Source organism: Collinsella sp. AM33-4BH (assembly GCF_003469205.1).
Taxonomy (GTDB): domain Bacteria; phylum Actinomycetota; class Coriobacteriia; order Coriobacteriales; family Coriobacteriaceae; genus Collinsella.
The window spans coordinates 21,375-43,379 of record NZ_QSIN01000006.1 but is presented as its reverse complement, the minus strand read 5'-3'; the positions used below and the strand labels follow the sequence as shown (position 1 = coordinate 43,379).

General features: G+C 59.8%; 19 protein-coding genes. All 19 read right to left on the bottom strand.

From position 1 onward, the window contains the following. Positions 1-2: 2 nt before the first annotated feature. Positions 3-938: an ABC transporter permease gene (locus DW821_RS05705; protein ID WP_117640785.1), complete on the bottom strand. Its 936-nt coding sequence runs from the start codon at positions 936-938 to the stop codon at positions 3-5. Positions 939-952: 14 nt separating this feature from the next. Continuing rightward, complete coding sequence (locus tag DW821_RS05700) at positions 953-1,990, bottom strand: ABC transporter permease (protein ID WP_117758574.1); 1,038 nt, start codon at positions 1,988-1,990, stop codon at positions 953-955. Between the two features lie 157 nt (positions 1,991-2,147). Next, the gene (locus DW821_RS05695) at positions 2,148-3,824 is read right to left on the bottom strand and encodes an ABC transporter substrate-binding protein (RefSeq protein ID WP_117637997.1); all 1,677 of its coding nucleotides are present in this window, start codon (positions 3,822-3,824) and stop codon (positions 2,148-2,150) included. Between the two features lie 290 nt (positions 3,825-4,114). Then, complete coding sequence (gene secG, locus DW821_RS05690) at positions 4,115-4,369, bottom strand: preprotein translocase subunit SecG (RefSeq protein ID WP_006236144.1); 255 nt, start codon at positions 4,367-4,369, stop codon at positions 4,115-4,117. A gap of 164 nt (positions 4,370-4,533) precedes the next feature. After that, on the bottom strand, positions 4,534-6,087 hold the full coding sequence (gene gpmI / locus DW821_RS05685; protein WP_117877273.1) for a 2,3-bisphosphoglycerate-independent phosphoglycerate mutase: 1,554 nt from the start codon (positions 6,085-6,087) through the stop codon (positions 4,534-4,536). 5 nt (positions 6,088-6,092) lie between these two features. Continuing rightward, positions 6,093-6,860 carry a triose-phosphate isomerase gene (gene tpiA, locus DW821_RS05680; RefSeq protein ID WP_022094882.1) on the bottom strand — a complete coding sequence of 256 codons (768 nt, stop codon included), beginning with the start codon at positions 6,858-6,860 and terminating at the stop codon, positions 6,093-6,095. Next, positions 6,853-8,043 (bottom strand): phosphoglycerate kinase, encoded by a 1,191-nt coding sequence (pgk, locus tag DW821_RS05675; RefSeq protein WP_117564871.1) that lies wholly within the window; start codon positions 8,041-8,043, stop codon positions 6,853-6,855. The genes tpiA and pgk overlap by 8 nt, the downstream gene beginning before the upstream one ends. Positions 8,044-8,183: 140 nt before the next feature. Continuing rightward, on the bottom strand, positions 8,184-9,209 hold the full coding sequence (gene gap, locus DW821_RS05670; protein WP_022094880.1) for a type I glyceraldehyde-3-phosphate dehydrogenase: 1,026 nt from the start codon (positions 9,207-9,209) through the stop codon (positions 8,184-8,186). A 193-nt stretch (positions 9,210-9,402) separates the two neighbouring features. After that, positions 9,403-10,332 carry a DNA-binding protein WhiA gene (whiA, locus tag DW821_RS05665; protein WP_035138886.1) on the bottom strand — a complete coding sequence of 310 codons (930 nt, stop codon included), beginning with the start codon at positions 10,330-10,332 and terminating at the stop codon, positions 9,403-9,405. Positions 10,333-10,338: 6 nt separating this feature from the next. Next, on the bottom strand, positions 10,339-11,259 hold the full coding sequence (gene rapZ / locus DW821_RS05660) for an RNase adapter RapZ (protein WP_022094878.1): 921 nt from the start codon (positions 11,257-11,259) through the stop codon (positions 10,339-10,341). A 98-nt stretch (positions 11,260-11,357) separates the two neighbouring features. Next, complete coding sequence (locus tag DW821_RS05655) at positions 11,358-12,044, bottom strand: N-acetylmannosamine-6-phosphate 2-epimerase (RefSeq protein WP_117773757.1); 687 nt, start codon at positions 12,042-12,044, stop codon at positions 11,358-11,360. Between the two features lie 140 nt (positions 12,045-12,184). Further along, a complete protein-coding gene (locus DW821_RS05650) occupies positions 12,185-13,150 on the bottom strand; it encodes an ROK family protein (protein ID WP_118066014.1) in 966 nt (321 codons plus the stop codon). Between the two features lie 171 nt (positions 13,151-13,321). Continuing rightward, positions 13,322-14,242, bottom strand: a complete 921-nt coding sequence (locus DW821_RS05645) for a dihydrodipicolinate synthase family protein (protein ID WP_089573615.1) — start codon at positions 14,240-14,242, stop codon at positions 13,322-13,324. Between the two features lie 68 nt (positions 14,243-14,310). Continuing rightward, positions 14,311-15,162, bottom strand: a complete 852-nt coding sequence (locus tag DW821_RS05640) for an acetylxylan esterase (RefSeq protein WP_118066012.1) — start codon at positions 15,160-15,162, stop codon at positions 14,311-14,313. Next, positions 15,155-16,132, bottom strand: coding sequence for an acetylxylan esterase (locus DW821_RS05635; RefSeq protein WP_117647499.1), 978 nt, complete (start codon positions 16,130-16,132; stop codon positions 15,155-15,157). The genes DW821_RS05640 and DW821_RS05635 overlap by 8 nt, the downstream gene beginning before the upstream one ends. Positions 16,133-16,212: 80 nt before the next feature. Continuing rightward, positions 16,213-17,040, bottom strand: coding sequence for an ABC transporter ATP-binding protein (locus DW821_RS05630; RefSeq protein ID WP_089573612.1), 828 nt, complete (start codon positions 17,038-17,040; stop codon positions 16,213-16,215). After that, the gene (locus tag DW821_RS05625) at positions 17,041-19,056 is read right to left on the bottom strand and encodes a dipeptide/oligopeptide/nickel ABC transporter permease/ATP-binding protein (protein WP_035138893.1); all 2,016 of its coding nucleotides are present in this window, start codon (positions 19,054-19,056) and stop codon (positions 17,041-17,043) included. Between the two features lie 3 nt (positions 19,057-19,059). Next, positions 19,060-20,016 (bottom strand): ABC transporter permease, encoded by a 957-nt coding sequence (locus DW821_RS05620; RefSeq protein WP_055251823.1) that lies wholly within the window; start codon positions 20,014-20,016, stop codon positions 19,060-19,062. A 157-nt stretch (positions 20,017-20,173) separates the two neighbouring features. Continuing rightward, positions 20,174-21,787, bottom strand: a complete 1,614-nt coding sequence (locus tag DW821_RS05615; protein WP_117635938.1) for an ABC transporter substrate-binding protein — start codon at positions 21,785-21,787, stop codon at positions 20,174-20,176. Positions 21,788-22,005: the final 218 nt, after the last annotated feature.

The window sequence follows — 22,005 nt, the reverse complement described above, 5'->3', positions numbered from 1 at the left end:
CCTTATGCGTCCTTCATCTTGACGTCGAGGGCGTCGCGCAGACCGTCACCCAGCAGGGTGAAGGCGAGCACCGTCGAGAGAATTGCCAGACCGGGCATGATCATCATCCAGGGAGCAGTCAGAAGATACTGCTGACCGTCCTGAATCATGGAGCCCCACGAAGGCGTAGGCGGGATAACGCCCATGCCGAGGAAGGACAGAGCGGACTCGGTCAGAATAGCGCCACCAATGTTCATGGTCGCATAGACCACGATAGAAGCAACGGAGTTCGGGAAGATATGGCGCATAACGATACGCGCATCGGATGCACCCATAGCGCGAGCGGCGTCAACATAATCGTTCTCTTTGACCGTTAGGATCGCAGATCGGAAGACACGGGCAATCGAGGGCCAGCCGAGAATGCCGATGGCGATAAAGACATTCTGAAGACCACGACCGATAACGGCAATCATGGCAACAACGAACAGCACGTACGGGAACGCCAGGAAGATGTCCGCACAGCGCATGATGATCGTATCCCAGATGCCGCCATAGAAACCGGCCAGGGCGCCCATGACCAGACCGATCACCGTAGAGATGGCGGTGGCCATAATACCGACGGAAAGCGAAACGCGTGCACCGTAGATAACACGGACGAGAATGTCACGACCAAGAGAGTCGGTGCCAAACGGGTGCTCGGCACACGGAGCCAGCAGCGAAGTCTCGGCCATGGTGGTCGAGTCAGAAGCCGTAGGAGAGCCGAGCCAGGGCTTAGCCCACAGATCGGCGGTCAGGGCGACCACAACAACGATGATGATCCAGCAGACACCGATAACGGCGAGCTTGTTCTTACGAAGACGCTTAAAAGCGTCGCCCCACAGCGTGCGAGACTTGGCGGGAGCAGATGCGGCCTTGGTGGCGGTAGCCTGCTCCTGAGACTGAGAATCAGTTTCCTGCATGAGACGTACCTCCCTTAGGCCTTATCCGACGGACCGCCAAGGCGGATGCGCGGGTCGAGGAATGCATAGCTAATGTCGACGAGCAGATTGATCACCATAACGACGACAACAATGAGCGTAACGCCGCCCATAACGATGGGCCAGTCGCGCATGCTAATGGCGCGGTAGACCTCGAAGCCGATGCCGGGCCAGTTAAAGACCGTCTCGGTCAGGATGGCGCCCGAAAGCATGCCGCCGAAGTCGACACCAATATAGGTAACGACGGGGATGAGTGCATTCTTAAGCGCATGCTTGATAATGATCGCGCGATTGGAGAGACCCTTGGCCTTTGCCGTACGGATGTAATCCTGGTTCATGACGTCAAGCAGCTGCGAGCGCATAATGCGGGCGGCATAAGCGGTCGAAACCGAAGCCAGCGTAATGGTCGGAAGCACATAGTGCATCCAATCCTGATACTGAGAGCTGGAACCGCCGGCACCCGAGATCGGCATGGAGAATGCACCGCCCGTGGCGTCCTTGAGAATGACGCCAAAGAACAGCTGCAGCAACATACCGAGCCAGAAGGCCGGGACGGCAACGAGAATCGACGTGGTGAGCGTTACCAAAATATCCCAGAAGGAATAACGCTTAACCGCCGAAATGATACCCGCACCGATACCCATGATTGCCTCGAGCACGATGGCGCACGCGGCAAGTTTGACCGTATACGGATACTTCTGGGCAAAGATTTCCGTAACCGGCAGCTTGCGCTGGTACGAATTGCCCAGATCGCCATGAAGCAGGCCGTTCATGTAATACAAGTAACGGTCCACGAGCGACGTTTGAACGGGGTCGCCGTTCTCGTCAAGGATCGCGTTGCCGTCCTCGTCCGTCTGGACCAGGTGATAGCGAACGCGAAGCTGAAGCTCCACCTCGGGGGACAGAGCCTTGTCTCCACCGATCAGCTTGATCGGATCTCCCGGCACGATATTCTGGAGGGCGAACAGAATCAGCGTAACGCCCAAAAACACCGGGATGAACTGAAGCACACGTTTAACGATGTACTTACCCATACCACTCCCCTATCTAGGGATTAACCTAAATGGGATGCCGATCGCCAGACCGGCATCCCAAAATTACCATCAGCCAGTTTACCCCAGGTTAGGGAGAACTGTATGTTTCCCATGAGGTCTACGTAAATACTTGACCCTCACGGAAGCTGCAAAACCCTTAGGCGAGCTCGGCGGTACCCAGATCGGCGTGCTTCTGCGGATCAACATAGAGATGCTTGACGCGGTCAGAGCCAGCGATGGTGTGCGTGTAGAACATCACCGGGATAACCGGGCAGTCAGCAGCGACCATGGCGTCGGCCTCCCGCATCTTGGCGATGCGCTCCTCGTCATCAACCGTGGTGCGGGCCTCGTCGACCTTGGCATCGAACTCGGGGTTGCTGTAACCGGAGCGGTTGTCGCCACCGAGGGAGTCGGAGTGGAACAGCGGGTACAGGAAGTTGTCCATGACCGGGTAATCGGCGATCCAGCCCAGACGGCCGAACTGATAGTTGAAGTTCTGATACTGCTCGAGCAGGGCAGACCACTCAGGGGTATCGGAGACAGCGGTAACGCCAACCTTAGCGAGGTCGCCGATGATGGACTCCATGATCTCCTTGTGACCACCGTCCTGGTTGTAGGAAAGGGTCACGCTAATGCCACGATCGCCGTTAGCGCCAGCGGGAGCGACCTTGTCGAGGTACTCGTTAGCCTTGTCGACGTCATAGGCGCAGAACTCCCATGCGCCCTCCTTGTAGCCGGCGATTCCCGGAGGAACAATACCGTCGGCGGGGGTACGGGTGCCCTTGAAGATGGTCTTGCAGATGGCCTCACGGTTGATGGCCAGGGAGATGCCCTTGCGCAGGTCGGCGTTATTGAACGGCTCGGCCGTGGTGTTGCAGGTCAGATAGTACGTGGAAGGCTCGGCACCGAGCAGCATATGCTCGCCGTCACCCATGGTGTAGCCGTCCTTGGACTCGCCACGGTCCTTCTTGGCGGCGTCGATCTGAGCAACGGGAACGTCGCAGACATCGAGGTTACCGGCCTGGAACTCCTTGTAAGCGGTCTCCATGTCCTTGATGACCTGGAAGTGGATGCCATCGATCTTGGCCTTGTCGCCATAGTAATCGTCAAACTTCTTGAGGTTGATCTCCTGGCCATCCTCCCACTTACCGTCCATCATGAACGGGCCGTTACCGACCGGGGCAAGGTAGAAGCTCTTGACATCGGACTCGGCGCACTCGGGAACCGGGGACAGAGCCGGGTGAGAGGCGACGAAGGGGAAGTCGGCGTAAGCGGAAGACAGCTTGACGACGAGGGTCTCATCGTCGGGGCAAGTAACACCGCTGAGCTCGGTAGCGTTGCCGGCAAGCAGATCGTCATAGCCCTCAACCATGGAAAGGTGATAGGAGACCTCGGAAGGACCATACTCGGTGGCGATGGCCGACTTGGTGTTGACTAGACGCTCCCAACCGAGCTTGAAGGACTTGGAGGTAACGTCGTCACCGTTGTGGAACTTAGCCTTCTTGATCTTGAAGGTGAACTCGGTGGCGTCGTCGTTAGCCTCAAAGGACTCGCAAGCCAGCGGAACGATCTCGCCCTTCTCGGGGTCGTACTCCGTCAGAGCGTCGAAGAGCTGGTACTCGACCTGAGTGCCCTGATCCTCCTGGACGTTGTAGGGGTCGATGCAGACCGGGTTGTTGATGTAGAAGTTCAGCGTCGAACCGGAGTCAGATCCGGAAGCGTCGCCGCCCTTCTTGCCGCACGCGGCAAGAAAAGCCATGGAGCTCGCAGCGAGGGTGCCGCCAACAAAGGCGCGACGACCCATAACGGGCTGGTGGAACATAGAATCAGCCATGCCATCCTCCTTATGAGATAGGACAAAGTGAATTCGGCCGGGCAACGTCGAGACAGCCCAATCGAACCATTCAAACGCGGTCCGCCGTTATGGCTGGTTATGCAATGCGGGCCAACGTTTTGCAATACAGTAGCGCATTTTATGCACAATTTGGGGCTAATTCCGGTTAACGGTCGAGAATTTCTTTAGTTGGGCGAAGTATGTGGTGATATTCTGGCTCTGTTACAAGTCTGTAAACAAAAAGGGCCCCGCACATGCGAGACCCTTTTCAAACGTATATACGCCGATGCTTAGTAGCCGACGATGCCCTGCGGGAAGAAGAACATGCACAGGACGACGCACACGGCAAAAACAACGGCCATAATTACCGTCAGGCGATCGAGGTTCTGCTCCATGACGCCCGTGGCAGAGCTGGAGTTATACAGCGAGCTAGCGATCATATCCGAAACGCCGGTGCCCTTACCGGAATGCATCAGGACGAGAATCGTCAGCGCCACGGCAGAGACAGCCCAAACGACAAACAGAAGAATCTGGAACGGACCCATAGATAAGCTCCTTAATAGAACAATTCAAACTCCAGTACTGTACCACAACCTCCAACACTCCCCCACCTGCCATTTAGGGACGGGGTAGAAATGGCAGAAATACCAAAAAGGGGGTTGCCCGAATTTGGGCAACCCCCTCGCATGAAAACGCTTGGAGTTTTCACTTAGGCCTCGGTGGCGAGCACGCGGCCCGTCATCTCGGCGGAAGGCTCAATACCAGCCATGGTGAGCATGGTCGGAGCGATATCGGAGAGACGGCCGTCCTCGATACCGGTGAGCTTGGCCTTCTCATCAACGATGATAAACGGCACGCGGTTGGTGGTGTGAGCCGTAAACGGATGCTTGGAACCGTCGGAAGCAACGTCAAACATGTGATCGGCGTTGCCGTGGTCGGCGGTAATCAGCGCAAAGCCGCCCTTGGCGAGAATCGCCGGGACAACCTTGGACAGGGCATCGTCAACAGCCTCGACGGCCTTAACGGCGGCGTCGAAGACACCGGTGTGACCAACCATGTCGCAGTTCGCGAAGTTCACGATGTAGAAATCAGCGCGATCCTCGTTGATGGCGGCGACGAGCTTCTCGGTCACCTCGGGAGCGCTCATCTCGGGCTGCAGATCGTAGGTAGCGACCTTGGGGGAAGCGACGAGCACGCGCTCCTCGCCCTCCTTGGGCTCCTCGATGCCGCCGTTGAGGAAGAACGTCACGTGGGCGTACTTCTCGGTCTCGGCGGTATGCAGCTGCTTCAGGCCATTGGCGGCGATAACGTCGGCCAGAACGTTCTCGGGGAACGTCTTGGGGAAGGCGACCTCGACGTCAAACGTCGGGTCGTACTCGGTCATCGTCACAAAGTGCGAAAGCTTGATCTGCTCGCGCTCAAAGCCGTCGAACTCCTTATCCGTGAACACGCGAGTCATCTGACGAGCGCGGTCGGGACGGAAGTTAAAGAAGATGGCCGCGTCGCCCTCGTGAATGCCCTCGTTGTGGGCAGCGAAGGGCTCGACGAACTCGTCGCCGCGCGGATCCTTCTCGTAGTACGCCTTGATACCGGCAACGGGGTCGGTATCAGCATCGGACGCGTTGACCATGACGTCGTAGGCGCGCTGGATGCGCTCCCAACGATTATCGCGGTCCATAGCCCAATAACGGCCCGAGACGGTGGCAACGCGAGCGTCGCAACCGGTCTCCTCGGAGATCTTAGCCAGGAAGGCGCAGAACTCACTCATGTAACCGGCACCGGACTGCGGGTCAACGTCGCGGCCATCCATGAAGGCGTGGACGCGAACGGTCTTGACACCATGCTCGGCAGCCATCTTGACCAGAGCCTCGACGTGGTTCATGTGAGAATGAACACCGCCAGGGCTCATAAGGCCCATGAGGTGGAGCGTCTTGCCGTCAGCCTTGACGTCGTCCATAGCCTTGACGAAGACCTCGTTCTTGGCGATGGAGCCATCCTTGATGGCGTTGTTGATGCGCGAAAGCTCCTGGAACACGATACGGCCGGCACCGATGTTGAGGTGACCCACCTCGGAGTTGCCCATCTGACCGTCGGGAAGGCCCACGTCCTCGCCCGAAGCGCCGAGCGTAGTGTGGGGATACTTCTCGTACAGGCTATCAAGGAAGGGCGTCTTGGCAGCGGCGACGGCGTTCTCGCCATCGGCCGGAGCAAGGCCGCAGCCGTCCATGATAATCAGGAGTGCAGGAAGATGACGCTGTGCCATATGTCCTACTCGCCTGCCTTGACGACCATAGAGGCGAAGTCGGCAGCCTTGAGCGAAGCGCCGCCCACGAGGGCGCCGTCAACGTCGGGCTTGGCGACGAGCTCGGCAATGTTGCCGGGCTTGGCAGAGCCACCATAGAGAACGCGGATGCCGTTAGCGAGCTCCTCGCCGAACATCTCCTTGAGGGTCTCACGGATAGCGCCGCAGACCTCCTGAGCGTCCTCAGCGGTAGCGGTCTTACCGGTGCCGATGGCCCAGATGGGCTCGTAGGCGACGACGACCTGCTTGGGGCAGGTGATCTCAAGACCAGCAAGGCCAGCCTTGACCTGGTTCACGACATGCTCGACATAGGTGCCAGCCTCGCGGACCTCGAGGGACTCGCCGCAGCAGAAGACGGGAACAAGACCGGCGGCAACGAGAGCCTTGGCCTTCTTGTTCTGGTCCTCGTCGGTCTCGTGGAAGTAGTCGCGACGCTCGGAGTGACCGATGATGCAGTAGGTGCAGCCAGCGGACTTGAGCATGTCGCAAGAGGACTCACCGGTGAAGGCACCCTTGGCCTCCCAGTACACGTTCTGTGCACCGAGGGCGATGGGGGCAGCCTGAATGCGGTCATGAACCGTGGTGATGTCAATGGTCGGAGGGCAGACGAGCACCTCGACGCCAGCCGGAACCTCGGGCAGAGCCTGAGCCAGCTCGTCGGCGAGCTTGGCGGCCTCGGCGACGTCGTTGTTCATCTTCCAGTTACCAGCAATAAGAAGGGTGCGATTAGGCATCGAGAAGCGCCTCCACTCCGGGCAGGGCCTTACCCTCGACGAGCTCCATGGAAGCGCCACCACCGGTGGAGATCCAGCTCATCTTGTCGGCCAGGTTGAACTTGTTGACAGCCGCGACAGAGTCACCACCGCCGATGATCGAGGTGCAGTCGGCCTCGGCGACGGCCTCGGCGATAGCCTGGGTGCCGTGAGCGAAGTTGTCGAACTCGAAGACGCCCATGGGGCCGTTCCAGAACACGGTCTTGGCGCCCTTGACGGCCTCGGCGTAGAGCTCCTCGGTCTTGGGGCCGATGTCCATGCCCTCACGATCGTCGGGGATAGCGTCGGAAGCGACAACCTCGGGGACAGCGTCCTCGCCAAAGTGATCGGCAACGCGGTTGTCGATGGGGAGCAGGATCTTGACGCCCTTTTCCTCGGCCTTCTTGAGCATCTCGCCGGCGCGCTCGACCCAGTCCTCTTCCTTGAGGGACTGACCGACGGTCAGGCCCTGAGCCAGGAAGAAGGTGTAGGCCATGCCGCCACCGATGATCAGGGTGTCAGCGGAGTCGATGAGGTGATCGAGAACGCCGATCTTGGAGGAAACCTTGGAACCGCCGACGATAGCGACGAAGGGGCGCTCGGGCTCGGCGAAGATGCCGGTCAGCGTGTCGACCTCCTTCTCGAGCAGGAAGCCGGCGACGGCAGGCAGGTAAGCGGCGGGGCCCACGACGGAACCCTGGGCGCGGTGAGCGGTGCCGAAGGCATCGAGAACGAAGACGTCACCATAGGAAGCGAGCTTCTTGGCGATCTCGGGATCGTTCTTCTTCTCACGCTTATCGAAGCGGACGTTCTCGAGAACGAGAACCTTGCCCGGCTCGACGGCAGCGACAGCCTCGGCAGCCTTCTCGCCGTAGGTGTCGGCGACAAAGGCAACGTCGAGACCAGAGAGCTCGGCGAGCTTCTTGGCGACGGGCTCGAGGGACAGCTCGGGCTGGAAGCCGGTGCCATCGGGACGGCCGAGGTGGCTCATGAGGATGACGCGAGCGTTGTGCTCAACGAGATAGTTGATGGTGGGCAGGGCAGCCTTGATACGGGTGGTGTCGCCAACGACGCCATCCTTGATAGGCACGTTGAAGTCAACGCGGACGAGAACGCGCTTGCCGTCGACATCGATGTCGCGGACGGTCTTCTTGGTAAAGGCCATGTTTGCTTCTACCTTTCGTACGTGTCTGCCTCCCATTACGGCAGACGATTTCCTATAAAAAGGGCGCGACCCTAGGGTGTAAGCCCTATAAGGCCGCGCCCTTCTTTAGACGCTCAACGAGCTATTCGCTAAAAGCTAAATTAAGCAACGAACTTCTCGAAGTACTTGATGGTGCGGACCATCTGAGAGGTGTAAGAGTTCTCGTTGTCGTACCAAGAGGTGACCTGAACGAGGGTCTGGCCGTTGCCGAGGTCAGAGCACATGGTCTGAGTGGCGTCGAAGATGGAGCCATGGGTCTCGCCGATGATGTCGGTGGAGACGATGTCGTCCTCGTTGTAACCGAAGGTCTCGGAGATGGTGGCAGCGTAGGCCTTCATAGCGGCGTTGACCTCGTCGACGGTGACCTTCTTGTCAACGACAGCGTAGAGGTTGGTGATGGAACCGGTCGGCGTCGGGACGCGCTGGGCGGCACCGATGAGCTTGCCGTTGAGCTCGGGGAGAACCAGGCCGATAGCCTTGGCAGCACCGGTGGTGTTGGGGACGATGTTAACGGCGCAGGCGCGGCTACGACGCTTGTTGCCCTTGCGCTGCGGGCCGTCGAGCGGCATCTGGTCGCCGGTCCAGGCGTGAATGGTGGTCATAATGCCGGACACGATGGGAGCGAAGTCGTTCAGACCCTTGGCCATCGGGGCGAGGCAGTTGGTGGTGCAGGAAGCGGCGGAGATGATGTTGTCCTCAGCGGTCAGCGTCTCGTGGTTGACGTTGTACACGATGGTGGGCAGATCGCTGCCAGCCGGAGCGGAGATGACGACCTTCTTGGCGCCAGCGTTGATGTGGGCCTGAGCCTTAGCCTTGCTGGTGTAGAAGCCGGTGCACTCGAGAACGACGTCGACGTCGAGGTCGCCCCAAGGCAGGTTGTTGGCGTCGGCCTCCTTGTAGATCTTGATCTCCTTGCCGTCAACGGTGATGGAATCCTCGCCAGCAACGACCTCGTGATCGCGAGCGTAGTTGCCCTGCGTGGAGTCGTACTTCAGCAGGTAAGCGAGCATATCGGGAGAGGTGAGGTCGTTGATAGCGACGATCTCGGAGCCCTCATGACCGAACATCTGACGGAAAGCCAGACGACCGATGCGACCGAAGCCGTTAATAGCAACCTTTACTGCCATTGTGTCTCCTTTCGTAAGGCCCCCGCGAGCTACAGCGCCCGCCGTTGAGGCCCACAAACTAACCACTCGCCTAATATACCTTTTTTTTGACTTGAATTTCACGAGAATGCTCGAAATTGAAAATCAAATTTACGTTAAAACGTTTTAAAGAATAAAATAGCAGCTAAATCCGTATATAAGTCGATACTTCAAACTACCTGTTTGCTTCAATGAGCTTTTCAAGCCTCAAAACTCGATGGTAGAGGGCCGACTTCGACAAGGGAGGGTCAGCCATCTCCCCCAGATCGCGCAGTGACAGATCGGGATAGCGCTCGCGCAGGTCGCAAAAGACTGCTAAGGCGTCCGGAAGCGTGTCGCGTAAACCCCGCTGTTCGAGCTCATCGATCAACGCAAGCTGATGCTGGGCGGCACCCGCACTTCTGGTCTGATTGGCCAGCTCGGCATTCACGCGACGGTTTACGTCGTTCTTAACCAATTTGACCGCGCGCGCTTCCTCGATCTCGGCAACGCTGCGCTTGGCGCCGACCAGCTTTAGAAGCTGCTCGATCTCCTCGGCGCTCTTAATGTAGACGGCAAAGGACCCGCGCCGCGCGTTAACGCGCGCATGGACCCCAATCTGCTCCAATAGATCGCAAAGTCCCCGGGCATACTGCTCGCCCTGCACCGCGATCTCCAAATGAAAGTCGCCGCGGGGATCGGCCACGAAACCGCCGGCGATGAGCGCGCCGCGGATGTAGGCAAGCCTGCAGCAGGGACGGGCAACGATGTGCCGGGGAACACCAGCGACGAGCCCTCCCCTGCGGTCGAGGATGCCCAGCAGCACCAGAGCCTTGTCCAGGTCGGGTTGATCGGGCAGGGTAATGAGATAGTTACGGACCTTATGCAAGACCGATTTACGAACGGTGAATTCCGTTTTGAGCTTAAGGATGCGATGCGTCAGTGTGATCATCGTGCGCGCGACGGCACCCGTCTCGGTCGCGACCGTCAAACGATACCGCCCGGAGCCGGCCAGCGAAAGTGTACCGCTCACACGCGTCAGGGCGGCAAGCGTAGACAAATCGCAGTATTCACATTCGGGTTCGCAGCGCGCGAGCTCGTCACGCACCTCGGCGGTAAACGACATGCAGGCCTATGCTTTCGTGTTGGCGCGCGACAGGTCGCGATGAGAAATGCTCACGTGATACTGGGCGCCTTCCAAATAACGTGCTGTGGCCTCGGCGATGGCAACGCTGCGGTGTTGACCGCCCGTGCAACCGATGGCAATAGAAAGCTGTGGCTTGCCCTCCGCGATATAGCCGGGCATGACCGTATCGAGCAGCTGCGTCCAGGCCTTCCAGAACTCCTGGGTCTTGGGATGGTCCAGAACAAAGTCAGAGACTTTCTTATCGAGACCGGTCATCGTGCGCATCTCGGGATCGTAGAACGGATTGGGCAGGAAGCGAACGTCGATCATAATGTCCGCCTCGACGGGCATACCGTGCTTAAAGCCAAACGAGAACACGTGAACGTCCATGAGCTGCTGGTCGGACAACTCGGAGAACGCCATGCGCAATTTGTTGCGCAGAGCAGAGGTGCGCAAGCGGCTCGTATCGATAATCATGTCAGCTCGGTCGCGAACGCCCTGCAGCTGCAGGCGCTCGCGCTGAATCGCATCGGCCGTAGTCTCCCCCGGCTTGGCAATGGGATGGCGGCGGCGGTTTTCACTATAACGACGGATCAGCACCTCGTCAGAGGCCTCGAGAAACACGATGTCACAGCTCATCTCGCGCTCCTCGAGTGCGGCAACGGCATCGAGCAGCTCATCGAACAAGCCCTGGCTGCGCAGGTCGCAGGTGACGGCAAGATGCCTGCCCACGCCCGTATTGATGCCGACGAGTTCGGCAAGCTGGGCGATCAGACGCGGAGGCAGGTTATCAATGCAAAAATAGCCCATGTCCTCGAACACATGCATGGCCTGCGTTCGGCCCGATCCAGACATTCCGGTGATGATGACGATATCGGGGATGCGCTCCGAGCGCTCCGCCGCATCCATGGCATCTCCCTTTTGCATGTGTGCCTCCTAAAACAAGCGCGGGACCCGGCCAGCGGATCCCGCGCGATCAATTGCCTTTATTGAGTATACCGCCCCAAGCGGATACGAGGTCCGTCTTACGCCTCAAGCGCGGCTTTGAACCAACTCGTAATACTCGTGGGGTGCGTAATGGCGGTGCCCACGACAACTGCCCAGGCGCCCGCATCAATTGCGGCGCGGGCCTCCTCGGGCGTGTGCACGCGGCCCTCGCAGATGATGGGAAGACCGGGGAATTCCTCGGTCGCCTGACGCAGGAGCGGCAGGTCGGGACCGTCGGCCATGGTGCAATCGATAGCGGCAACACCATGAGAAAGCGTAGTGGACACCAGGTCGAAGCCCATATCGACAGCACGACGAATATCCTCGATGGTGGCACAGTCGGCCATCAGGAGCACGCCCTCCTCGTGCAGCGGACGGAAGGTGTCCTCGATGGTCTTGCCATCGGGACGTGGGCGATCAGTGGCATCAATTGCCACGATGTCGGCACCGGCGGCAACGCAGGCGCGAGCATGACGCAGCGTCGGCGTGATGTAGACGCCCTCGTGTCCATCCTTCCACAAGCCGATGACGGGGACCTCGCAGCGGCCCTTAATGGCGGCGATGTCGGCAAGACCCTGGCAGCGAATAGCGGCAGCACCGCCAAGCTCGCAGGCGCGAGACATCTGAGCCATGGTTTCGGGCGTACGAAGCGGCTCGCCCATATACGCCTGAACGCTCACGACGAGCTTGCCCTTTAGGGACTGGATCAAAGGATCAACGGTCATGTTCGACTCAACCTTTCTCAAAACAGCCTTCTGAGACACCGCACCTTGACGTTCAAACCGTCGCTCGCGTACCGAAGTACGCTTCGCTCCTCTTTCACGTCAATCTGCGGCACCTCAGAAGGCGCACTTGGTAGTTATGTTTACTTCAACGACGCAAGAAGGTGTTCGGCGGCGCCGATGAGCGGCGCGTCGCCCTCCAGAGAACCGATGAGGATCGGCGTGTCCTGAAGCGGGTCGAGCGCCTGGCTGGCATAGCCCTCGTGCACCGAGTCCTTCCACGTTTGCGAACGCCAATCGGGACCCTGGTGAATCACACCTCCCGAAAGCACGATGACCTCGGGATCCAAGATGTTGGCAAGCGAGCCCAAGCTGGCGCCCAGCGCAAAGCCGGCGTCATGGATGACCTCGGTCGCCTTTGCGTCGCCCGCACGGCACAGGTCGTTCACATCGCGACCGACCGAAGGACGGCTGGGGTCAACTCGACCGAAGCGCTCGTCGTACACACGGCCAATCGAGGTGCCCGAGGCTACCGACTCAAGATGGCCAGAACGACCACAGGCGCAGGGAATTCCGGCAGCAGCCGAGCACTCGATATGGCCCATATGGCCGGCAGCACCATGGAAGCCCTGCATCACGCGGCCGTTCTCGACATATGCGCCGCCGATGCCCGTACCGATTCCCAGGCACAAGACGGAGAACTTGCCCTTGCCGACGCCCCAGTGGGCCTCGCCCAGAGCATGAGCCTGCACGTCGCCCACAACGGCAACGGGAAGACCAAGGTCCTCGCGCAGACGCGGCCCCAACTGAACGCCGGACCAGCCGGGCATGATCTCATTGGCATAAGCAATGGCGCCCGTCTTGGGATCGACGACGCCTGCGGCACCGATACCGACACCGAGAACCTCGACATCGGGATTCGCCTCAAGAGCGGCCTTGATAGACGCCTCGATACGCTGGAAGACGGCCTCGCCGCCCTCCTGGGCCTCGGTAGGAATCTCGGCCTCAAAAACGGGATGGGGCACACTACCGTCAGCCGGGTACTCCATGATGGCAGTCGCAATTTTAGTTCCGCCGATATCGACAGAGCAGACGTACTTGTTCTCCATGTCGCTCTCCTTCGGAGATAAAAACAACTACAGGAAATGCGCCGTCAGGCTAGCCGTCACAGCGCAGTAAAGGTTTTCCAGGTGTCCGAGATCGCCGAGAAACCGTGTGGCCATTGACCTAATGGGTCATGGCCACACGGTTGAACGGCGAGGTCGGGTGCCTGGGAAGCTTTACAGGAGACCGTTGTCCTGAAGGACCTTCCTAATCGCCTCGACGTTCTCGCCGGTCATGGCCTTCACCGGGCGCGGCATGGTCGGGCTGTCGAAGATGCCCATGAGGTTCATAGCGGTCTTGAAGGCGCCGACGCCACCGGCATAGCCCTGGACGCCCGAGGTGACGTCCCAGATGTGCGAAATCTCATTGAGGCGATCCTGCTCGGCCTTGACGGTAGCCCAGTCGCCGGCCTGAGCGGCCTTCCACTGGCGCACGTAGCCCTCGGGCTCAACGTTGGCAAGGCCCGGGACAGAACCGTCGGCGCCACCGAGGTAAGCGCCGTCGACAACAACCTCGTGACCGGTGAGGATGCTCATCGGATGGCCGTTCTTCTCGTTCTCCTGAACGAGATAGCGGAACGAGATGTCATCACCCGAGGAATCCTTGACGCCAGCAAGGACGCCCTCGGCGCCGAGCTTGGCAAGGAGCTTCCAGGGGAGCTTGGTGTGAACGCAGACGGGAATGTCATAGGCAAAGATGGGCAGGTCGAGCTCCTCGTGCAGGATGCGGAAGTGCTCCTCGACCTCGGTCATGCCCTGCAGGGCATAGAACGGGCAGGTGGCGACAAGCGCATCGGCGCCCAGCTCCTGAGCGACCTTACCGTGCTCGATCATGCGCTCGGTCTCGGTATCGATGATGCCGACCAGGACGGGCACGCGGTGGTCGACGATACGAACGGCCTCGGCGATGATCTGGCGACGACGCTCATCGGTGGAGAAAACGACCTCGCCCGAAGAGCCCAGGAAGAACAGGCCATCGACGCCGGCATCGATCATGCGGTTGATGCTGCGCTCAAAGGAGGCAACGTCGAGCTGGTGGTCTTCGGTATCGGGAACAACGACGGGAGGGATAACGCCGGTGAATTTCTGAGTTGCCACAAGAATCTCCTTAGTTGTCTGGCGGGCGGCCCTATGCCACCCACTCTTGTTGGCAGTGTCCAGGCCGTCTAGGCCAAAGAACACGGGTAGAACGTTTGGTTAAAAAAGTCGATGACTTCGTTTTCGAACGCGTTGATGCGCTCATGAGCGTATTTGGCATAGATGATATGCCTCCGGTCACACTCAAGACCGTTGAATACGGCAAACTGGCCCTTGGGATCACTCACGGCATCCATGAGCGATGTGCCCATGAGCACCGATCCACGCACCCGAGACGACAACGCCTCGAGGCCACCGGGAATTGGATTGGCAACCGCCGTGCAGGCGAGGCCCCGCTCGTCCAGAGCAGAAACCGCCAGCGCGACTCCGCCGCCAAGGCCCTCGCCCCATGCAAAGATGCGGTCGGGGTCCACACCATCAAGATTGCGCGCCACCTTCGCCATCGCGCAACCCCAACGGACGCGCTTGACAAAAGCAGGAGAGGCAATCCCCTGCTGCAGCTCGCTGGATCCAATCGCCTCATCGTCCAGCGCAAGCACGGCATATCCCATGGCCGCAAACCTCGTCATGTGATGCCATCCCCGCACGGGTCGGTCGATGTCGTGAAACATCAGACATAGCGGCACAAGCTCGGATGCTCGGGCGCGACCGGCAGGCTCGATCAAACGCGCGTGGACCACATCGCCACTAAGCTCAAAGGAAACCTCGGAGTAGCGGGCATACGGATTGGCGAAATCGATCGCCGTAATACTCGGCCCGCAAACCTCAAGGTCCGAAGCGGCTATCTCTAATTCGGAAACATCCGCAGAAGCATCACCGCGCCAATCCCGGAAATCAGCGAGCCTTGACGAGACCGTTCCGGGAATCCCCACAAGGTCGGAGACAATCAGCTCATTGACATTGCTCTCGCACTTAGACATGAGCCTCCCCTCCCTTGCAGAAAAACGGAATGATCAGATCGTCAAAATCCTGAATCTCCTCGTGGCCAAAGCCTTCAAAGAACTCATGACGCTTTTCACAGGTCAGGTTGTTATAGACCGCAAACTGCGTCGCTGGCGGACAGACGGTATCGGCTGTGCCGGTGCCAAACAGCACGGGGCATTTGACCATAGGGGCAAAGTTCTTGGAATCGAAGTACGCCAGCTTGGCATAGGCTTCGTCGATACGAGTCGAGTCCTCGTCAAACCAGCGAGACCAATAGCGCAGGCCCTCGTAGGCAATGTCGTCGGCATCCAAATCCCAGACCAGGCGGAAATCCGACAGGAAGGGATAGAGGATGGCGGCGCGATTGATAAGCTCGCTGTTAAGTGCACAGGTCGCAATGCCCAAACCGCCGCCCTGCGACGCGCCGTTCACAAACACACGGGCAAGATCGATGCCCTCGAGCTCGCGAACGATGCGGCACAGGATGCGAATATCTTGGTGCAAGCGGACATAGTAGAGGTTGGCCGGATCGCCGTCGATACCGGCGACGATATGGCCCGCGACCGTTGTGCCCTCAAATCCACCAATGTCCTCGGAGGGACCTCCTTGGCCGGGGCAGTCGAGGGCGATGAGTGCCATGCCCATGCCCGCAAACGACGCCTGCTCAAACCAGCTGCGGCTTGCACCCGGATACCCATGGAACTGAAGTACCAATGGCACGGGCTCGTCCGAGACGGGTTTAAGGTACTTGGCATGCAGGCGAGCGCCACACATGCCGGTATACCAGAGGTCGAAAAGCTGGCAGGTCACGGCATCGGTGACCGATGCCGTCTCGATCGCATAGTCAAGTCCGACGGCGTCGGCCTCGGCCATGCGGTCCTTCCAAAAGAGATCGAAATCTGATGGACGGGGCATGGCGCCCCGATACCCACCAAATTGCTGTTGTAGCTCCTGAGCACTTGGCATGGCTCGTGAACCCAACCTTTCGAAATCGCAACGGAGGTGCGCCCGGCAAGGGAACCGGGCGCACGGGAGGGAAAGCGAGGCTACTCGCCGAGCTTGGGATGCAGCAGCGACGGCGCAGCACCGAGCAGCATCTTGGTGTAGGGGTCCTGAGGGTGCTGGAAGACCTGCTTGGCCTCGCCCTGCTCGACGATCTTGCCGCCATTCATAACGATGATGTCGTCAGAGATATAGCGGACCGTCTGGATGTCATGGCTGATGAACACCATGGCCAGGCCGAGCTCCTTCTTAAGGTCGGTCAGCAGGTTCAGAATTTGCGCGCGAACCGAAACGTCCAGAGCCGAGGTGGGCTCGTCGGCGATGATGGCATCGGGGTTCAGCGACAGGGCACGGGCAATTGCGACGCGCTGGCGCTGGCCGCCCGAAAGCTGGCCGGGAAGAACCTCGGCGGCGGAGCTGGGCAGACCGGTGAGCTCCAAGAGCTCCTTGACGCGCTTCTCCTGCTCGGCCTCGGTACCCAGGTTGTGGACGCGCATGGGGTCGAGCAGTTGCTCGCGAACGACCATACGGGGGTTGAGTGCCGTGGCCGGGTTCTGGAACACGACCGAGATGACGCGACCCATGTGGCGACGGTCCTCGGCGGTACGTTTGGTAACGTCCTTGCCCTTAAAGTAGACCTTGCCGCTCGTGGGGGCCTGCAGGCCGCACATGACGTTGGCGGTGGTGGACTTACCGCAACCGGACTCGCCGACGATGCCGATCGTCTGACCGGGCATGAGCCTAATCGTTACACCCTGGACGGCGTGAACCAGGTTAGGGTGCAGAATCGAGCCGGTACGGGTCCTAAAGGTGACGTGGACGTCATCAAGGAAGATGATCGGCTCGACGCCGTTGACTGCGGTCTCGCTCATCTACATCACCTCCGCGTGAGGGGTCAAACCATTTGCCTTGAGCACCTCGTCGGGGAGCTCGGAATAGAAGTGCTCGGTGCCGGGCACGCGCTTGAAGACCGGACGGGTGTCCAGGCCAATACGCGGATGGCTCGAGCGGGGCGCGAAGCGATCGCCCTTGGGGAAATCGCGCGGGCTCGGAACGGCGCCGGGCACCTGGTGCAGGCGGCCCGAACCGCTCTCGATGGACAGAACGGAACCCAGAAGACCGCGGGTGTACTCGTGGATCGGGTTGGTGAGCAGCTCCTTGGTGGGCGCCTGCTCGATAACCTGACCGGCGTACATCACCGTGATGTTATGGGCGACCTCGGCGACCAGCGCCAGGTCATGCGAGACGAAGATCATGGCAAAGCCGAGCTTGGCCTGAAGGTCGTTGAGCAGCTTGATGACCTGCTTCTGGACGGTAACGTCCAGAGCGGTCGTGGGCTCGTCGCAGATGACCAGCTTGGGGTCGCGGGTAAGGGCCATAGCGATCAGGACACGCTGACGCTGGCCACCGGAAAGCTCATGCGGGTAGCTCTCGAGCGTACGCTTGGGGTCGAGGCCCACGAGCTCCAGGAGTTCCTCGGCGCTGCGGGTGCCGCCGCGCTTGGTGAGCTGCTTCATCTGGGCAGAGATGAGCATGGAGGGGTTGAGCGAGGACAGGGCGTCCTGATAGACCATAGCGATATCGGTACCGCGCAGGCCGAACCACTCCTTCTTGCTCATCTTGAGCAGGTCGCGGCCCTCCCAGAGGACCTCGCCGGAAAGGTGCTCATCGTCGTCGGTCAGGCCCATGATGGCCAGCGTGGTGATGGACTTACCGCAACCGGACTCGCCCACCAGGCCCATGGTCTGACCAGGACGGACGTCAAAGTTGACATGGTCGACGACGTTGATATCGCCGTGATGCTCAAACTGGATGCAGAAATCGCGGACCGAAAGGATCGGTTCGACAGACTCGTCGGGCACATGGCGATCGTCACGCTTGAGCTCGACATCGCGCAGGGCGCCAAGGCGAGCGGAGAGGGACTGGGCCTGCTCCTTGTAGGCGCGAACGGGGTCGGAGACCAGCAGGTCGGCCTCGCGACGCTTGGAGGAATCGGTCGGATCCAGGGCGGCGGAGGGAGCAGCGGCCATGGCGTCGGTAATGCCCTCGGAGAGGATGTTGAGCGCCAGGCAGGTGATCATGATGGCCAGGCCCGGGAACAGCGCCTGCCACCAACGGCCGGCGAGCACGCCGCCGCGGGCGTCGGCGAGGATGTTGCCCCAGGTAGCGGTGGGCTCCTGGATACCAGCGCCGATGAAGGTCAGCGAGGCCTCGAAGATGATGGCGTCGGCGACCAGGGTAACGGTGAAGACCATGATCGGGGCGATGCAGTTACGCAGAACATGCTTGATCAAAATCCACGGAGCCTTGGCGCCGGAAACGATGACCGCGCGGACATAGTCCTCGCCGTACTCGGACACGATGTTGGCGCGCACGATACGGGCAATCTGCGGAGTGTACATAAAGCCGATGGCAAAGATGATCGACGGCACGGAGTTGCCCAGGATGGAGACGAAGACGGCCGCGAGGGCGATGCCCGGGATGGACATGATGATGTCCAGGATACGCATGATCGTCTCGGAAACGGCCTTGCGCGAAACCGCCGCAAGGGCGCCCACGACCGAGCCGCAGACCAGAGCCATGGCAGTGGCGCCAAAGCCGATAATCAGCGAGTAACGACCACCGTAGAGCATGCGCGACAGAATGTCGCGACCCTTATCGTCGGTACCGAAGATAAATCCGTTGCCGGGAGCCTGGCGAGCCGTAAAAATCTCGACCGGGCTATAGGGGGCAAGAAGGGGCGCCAGAATCGCAGTCAGGGCGACCAGCACCAACACGACGGCGGCAATCTTAGAAGACAGCGTCATCTTCTTCCAGCCACCGAGCTTGAGCCCCTTGGAGGCAGCCTTCTCGAGCTGCTCGGTTTGCTTCTCTCGAATCTTTACCATAATCTACACCGTCCTGATGCGCGGGTTGATGAGCAGGTAGAGCATGTCAACCACGATGTTGATGATGATGAAGGCAAGAGCAACGACGATAACGACGCCCTGAACCAGGTTCGCCTCGTTGCCCTGAACGCCCTGCAGAATCGCGGTGCCCATGCCGGGGAGGTTGAAGATAACCTCGATGACGACGGCGCCGCCCATGAGGTAACCGATCTTAAGACCGAGGGTGGTGACCGGGGTGATCAGCGCATTGCGAAGAACGTTGATGCCGACGACGACCTTCTCGGGAACGCCGGCGCCGCGAGCCATACGGACATAATCCTTATCGAGCTCCTCGACCATGGCGGTACGCACGATACGAGTCATCTGGCCCGTCAGCGGAAATGCCAAGGCGATAGCGGGCATGATCATACGTCCCAGATAGCCAGCCGGATTCGTGGTGAAGTGAGGCAGAGCACCCGATGCCGGAAGCACCTTAAGGTAGGAAGAGAACAGCAGGATCAACAGAACGGCAAGCCAGAACGACGGGGTTGCCAAGCCGGCGATGGAAAAGACGCGGATCACTTGGTCCGGCCATTTGTCGCGATACAGTGCCGCGATGACGCCGAGTAAAAACGAAACGACCGCACCGATGGCAAGGCCGATGAAGGTCAGCTGCATCGTGACGGGCAGGGCCGTGGAGATGCGCTTGGCAACGGAGTTGCGAGCAGCACCATAGGTGCCCATGTCGCCATGGATCAAATCGCCCATATAGCGCACGTAGCGCACAGGCCAGGGGTCGTCCAGACCATACTTCTCATGGTACTCGGCAACCGCCTCGGGCGAGGCACCGTCACCCAACGCCGTGTAGGCGGGGTCGGTCTTGGAGAACGACATAAGGAAGAACACCAGGACGGTGACGCCCAATGCCATGATCGGCAGCGCCACAAGACGCCTTCCAATCAAACGTAGCAAGTTGTTCACGTTCTCTCCCCTTTCTTTTGTCGGTAGGACCAACTGGTATATGAGTACGGATACTCATTACAAGACCCGAGCGACATCGAGGTCGCCCGGGTCTTTGTTTCAACTATGAGGATACGGTCCCAACGACCGACATCCTGCATACAGACTCAAGCGAGTCTTACGCCTTGACGGTCGCAACGCCCCTGAAGGACATGCTCGTCGTGCCGATGCCCTTGAAGCCATCGAGGGCCTCGCCGTTGGGCGCAGTGGACGGATCGTCCCAGGAAGCGGAGACGGTCTTGACGTGGACAACGGGGTACAGAACGGCGTTGTCGGCAATGATGTCGAAGCACTCGTTCCACTTCTTCTGCTGCTCATCGCCCTCAGCGGCAAGAGCCTCGTCCATGAGACCGTGGAGCTTCTGCCACTCAGCGGACTCCTTCCACGGGCAACGGGTCTGCATCCAGACGTTGTCGCCGTACCACCAGTTGAGCAGCAGGTCGGGGTCGGCGCCGAAGCAGGAAGGATCGCCAGGGGCAAGGAGGATATCGTAGGCCTCGCCGCCGTCGATGGCAGCGTAGGTGGCCGGCGAGGTATCGGTCTGGATGGTCACATCGAAGCCGAGAGCGTCGAGGTCATTCTTGACCTGGGCGGCCATGCCCTTGATCTGCTCGTTGTCGGTGGTGCGCAGGGTGATGGCACCCGGGGTGATGCCAGACTCCTCAATGAGCTTCTTAGCCTTCTTGGCGTCGGTCTTGTACACCGTGGAAGCCTCATGATAGTTGGTGAAGCTCTTGGGCAGGTAGCAGCTGGCAGCGGTGGCAAGGCCGGCGAAAGTGTTGCTGACCATCTTCTCGGTGTCGAGCGCATACATGACAGCCTGACGGACCTTGACGTTGTTCCAAGGCTCCTTGGCGACGTTGAACATGATGAAGCGGGTGCCGAAACCCTGAACGTTATCGATCTTGCAGCCGGCGCTCTCGAGCTGGTCGACGGCGTCAGCGGTAACAAGCTCCATAACGAGCGTGGAGCCCTCCTGCTGAGCGGTAACGCGAGCGGTGGGGTCGGTCAGGATGCTGTACTGGATCTTCTTATCCTCGGCAGCATACTCACCGTTGTACTCGGGGTTGGGAACCAGGGTGATCTCGGTATCGGAGATAGAGTCGTACATCCAGGGGCCGGATCCGATCGGCTGCTTGGCGCGATCCTCCTCGGTCTGGGTGGCCGGGGTAACGCGGACGATGGCCAGACGATCCTTGAGCAGGGAGAAGTTGGGGACCTTGGTCTTGACCGTCACGGTGCTGGCGTCCTTGGCCTCGATGGACTCGAAGGGCTGGAAGAACGGAGCATAGGTAGCGGAAGCGGCGCAAGCAGTGTAGGAAGCGACGACGTCGTCAGCGGTGACCTCGGTGCCATCGGAGAACTTGGCGCCCTTGCGGATGGTGACCTCGAAAGTGGTGTCGTCCACAGACTTGGGATCGTCGGTGGCGAGCTCGTTGAAGGTGCTGTAGTCGTGGTAATCGATGCCGTAGAGGCCCTCGACGACGTGCCAGTTAGCACCCAGGCCCACAGCGGAGCCGGTGCTGGCGGGGTCGAAGCTGGACGGAGCGTAAGCGGAACCAGCGGTGATCACGCCGCCGCCACGGTTGGCGGAATCGGCGGAACCGGAAGCGGAACCCTCGTCGCTAGAGCTGCCACCGCAGCCGGTGAGACCAAGCCCTGCGACAGCAGCGACGCTGCCGGTGAGGCCGAGGAACGAACGCCTGGACATACCCTTGTTGATGATGGCCATGTCTTCTCCTATCAATAGAGAATCTTACCCGGGAGCACCTAGACTTGCCCCCGCGCAACTTGCGGACGATATATACCTTACCTACCGACAAACCCAACTGAGGTGCCGCACTCGGCGACCGATACATACATACGCTTGAACGGTATTTACTACCGTTCACCGAATTCATTGACAAATGATTCGACAGACAGTATGTATCGACGAGGTGAGATATCAGT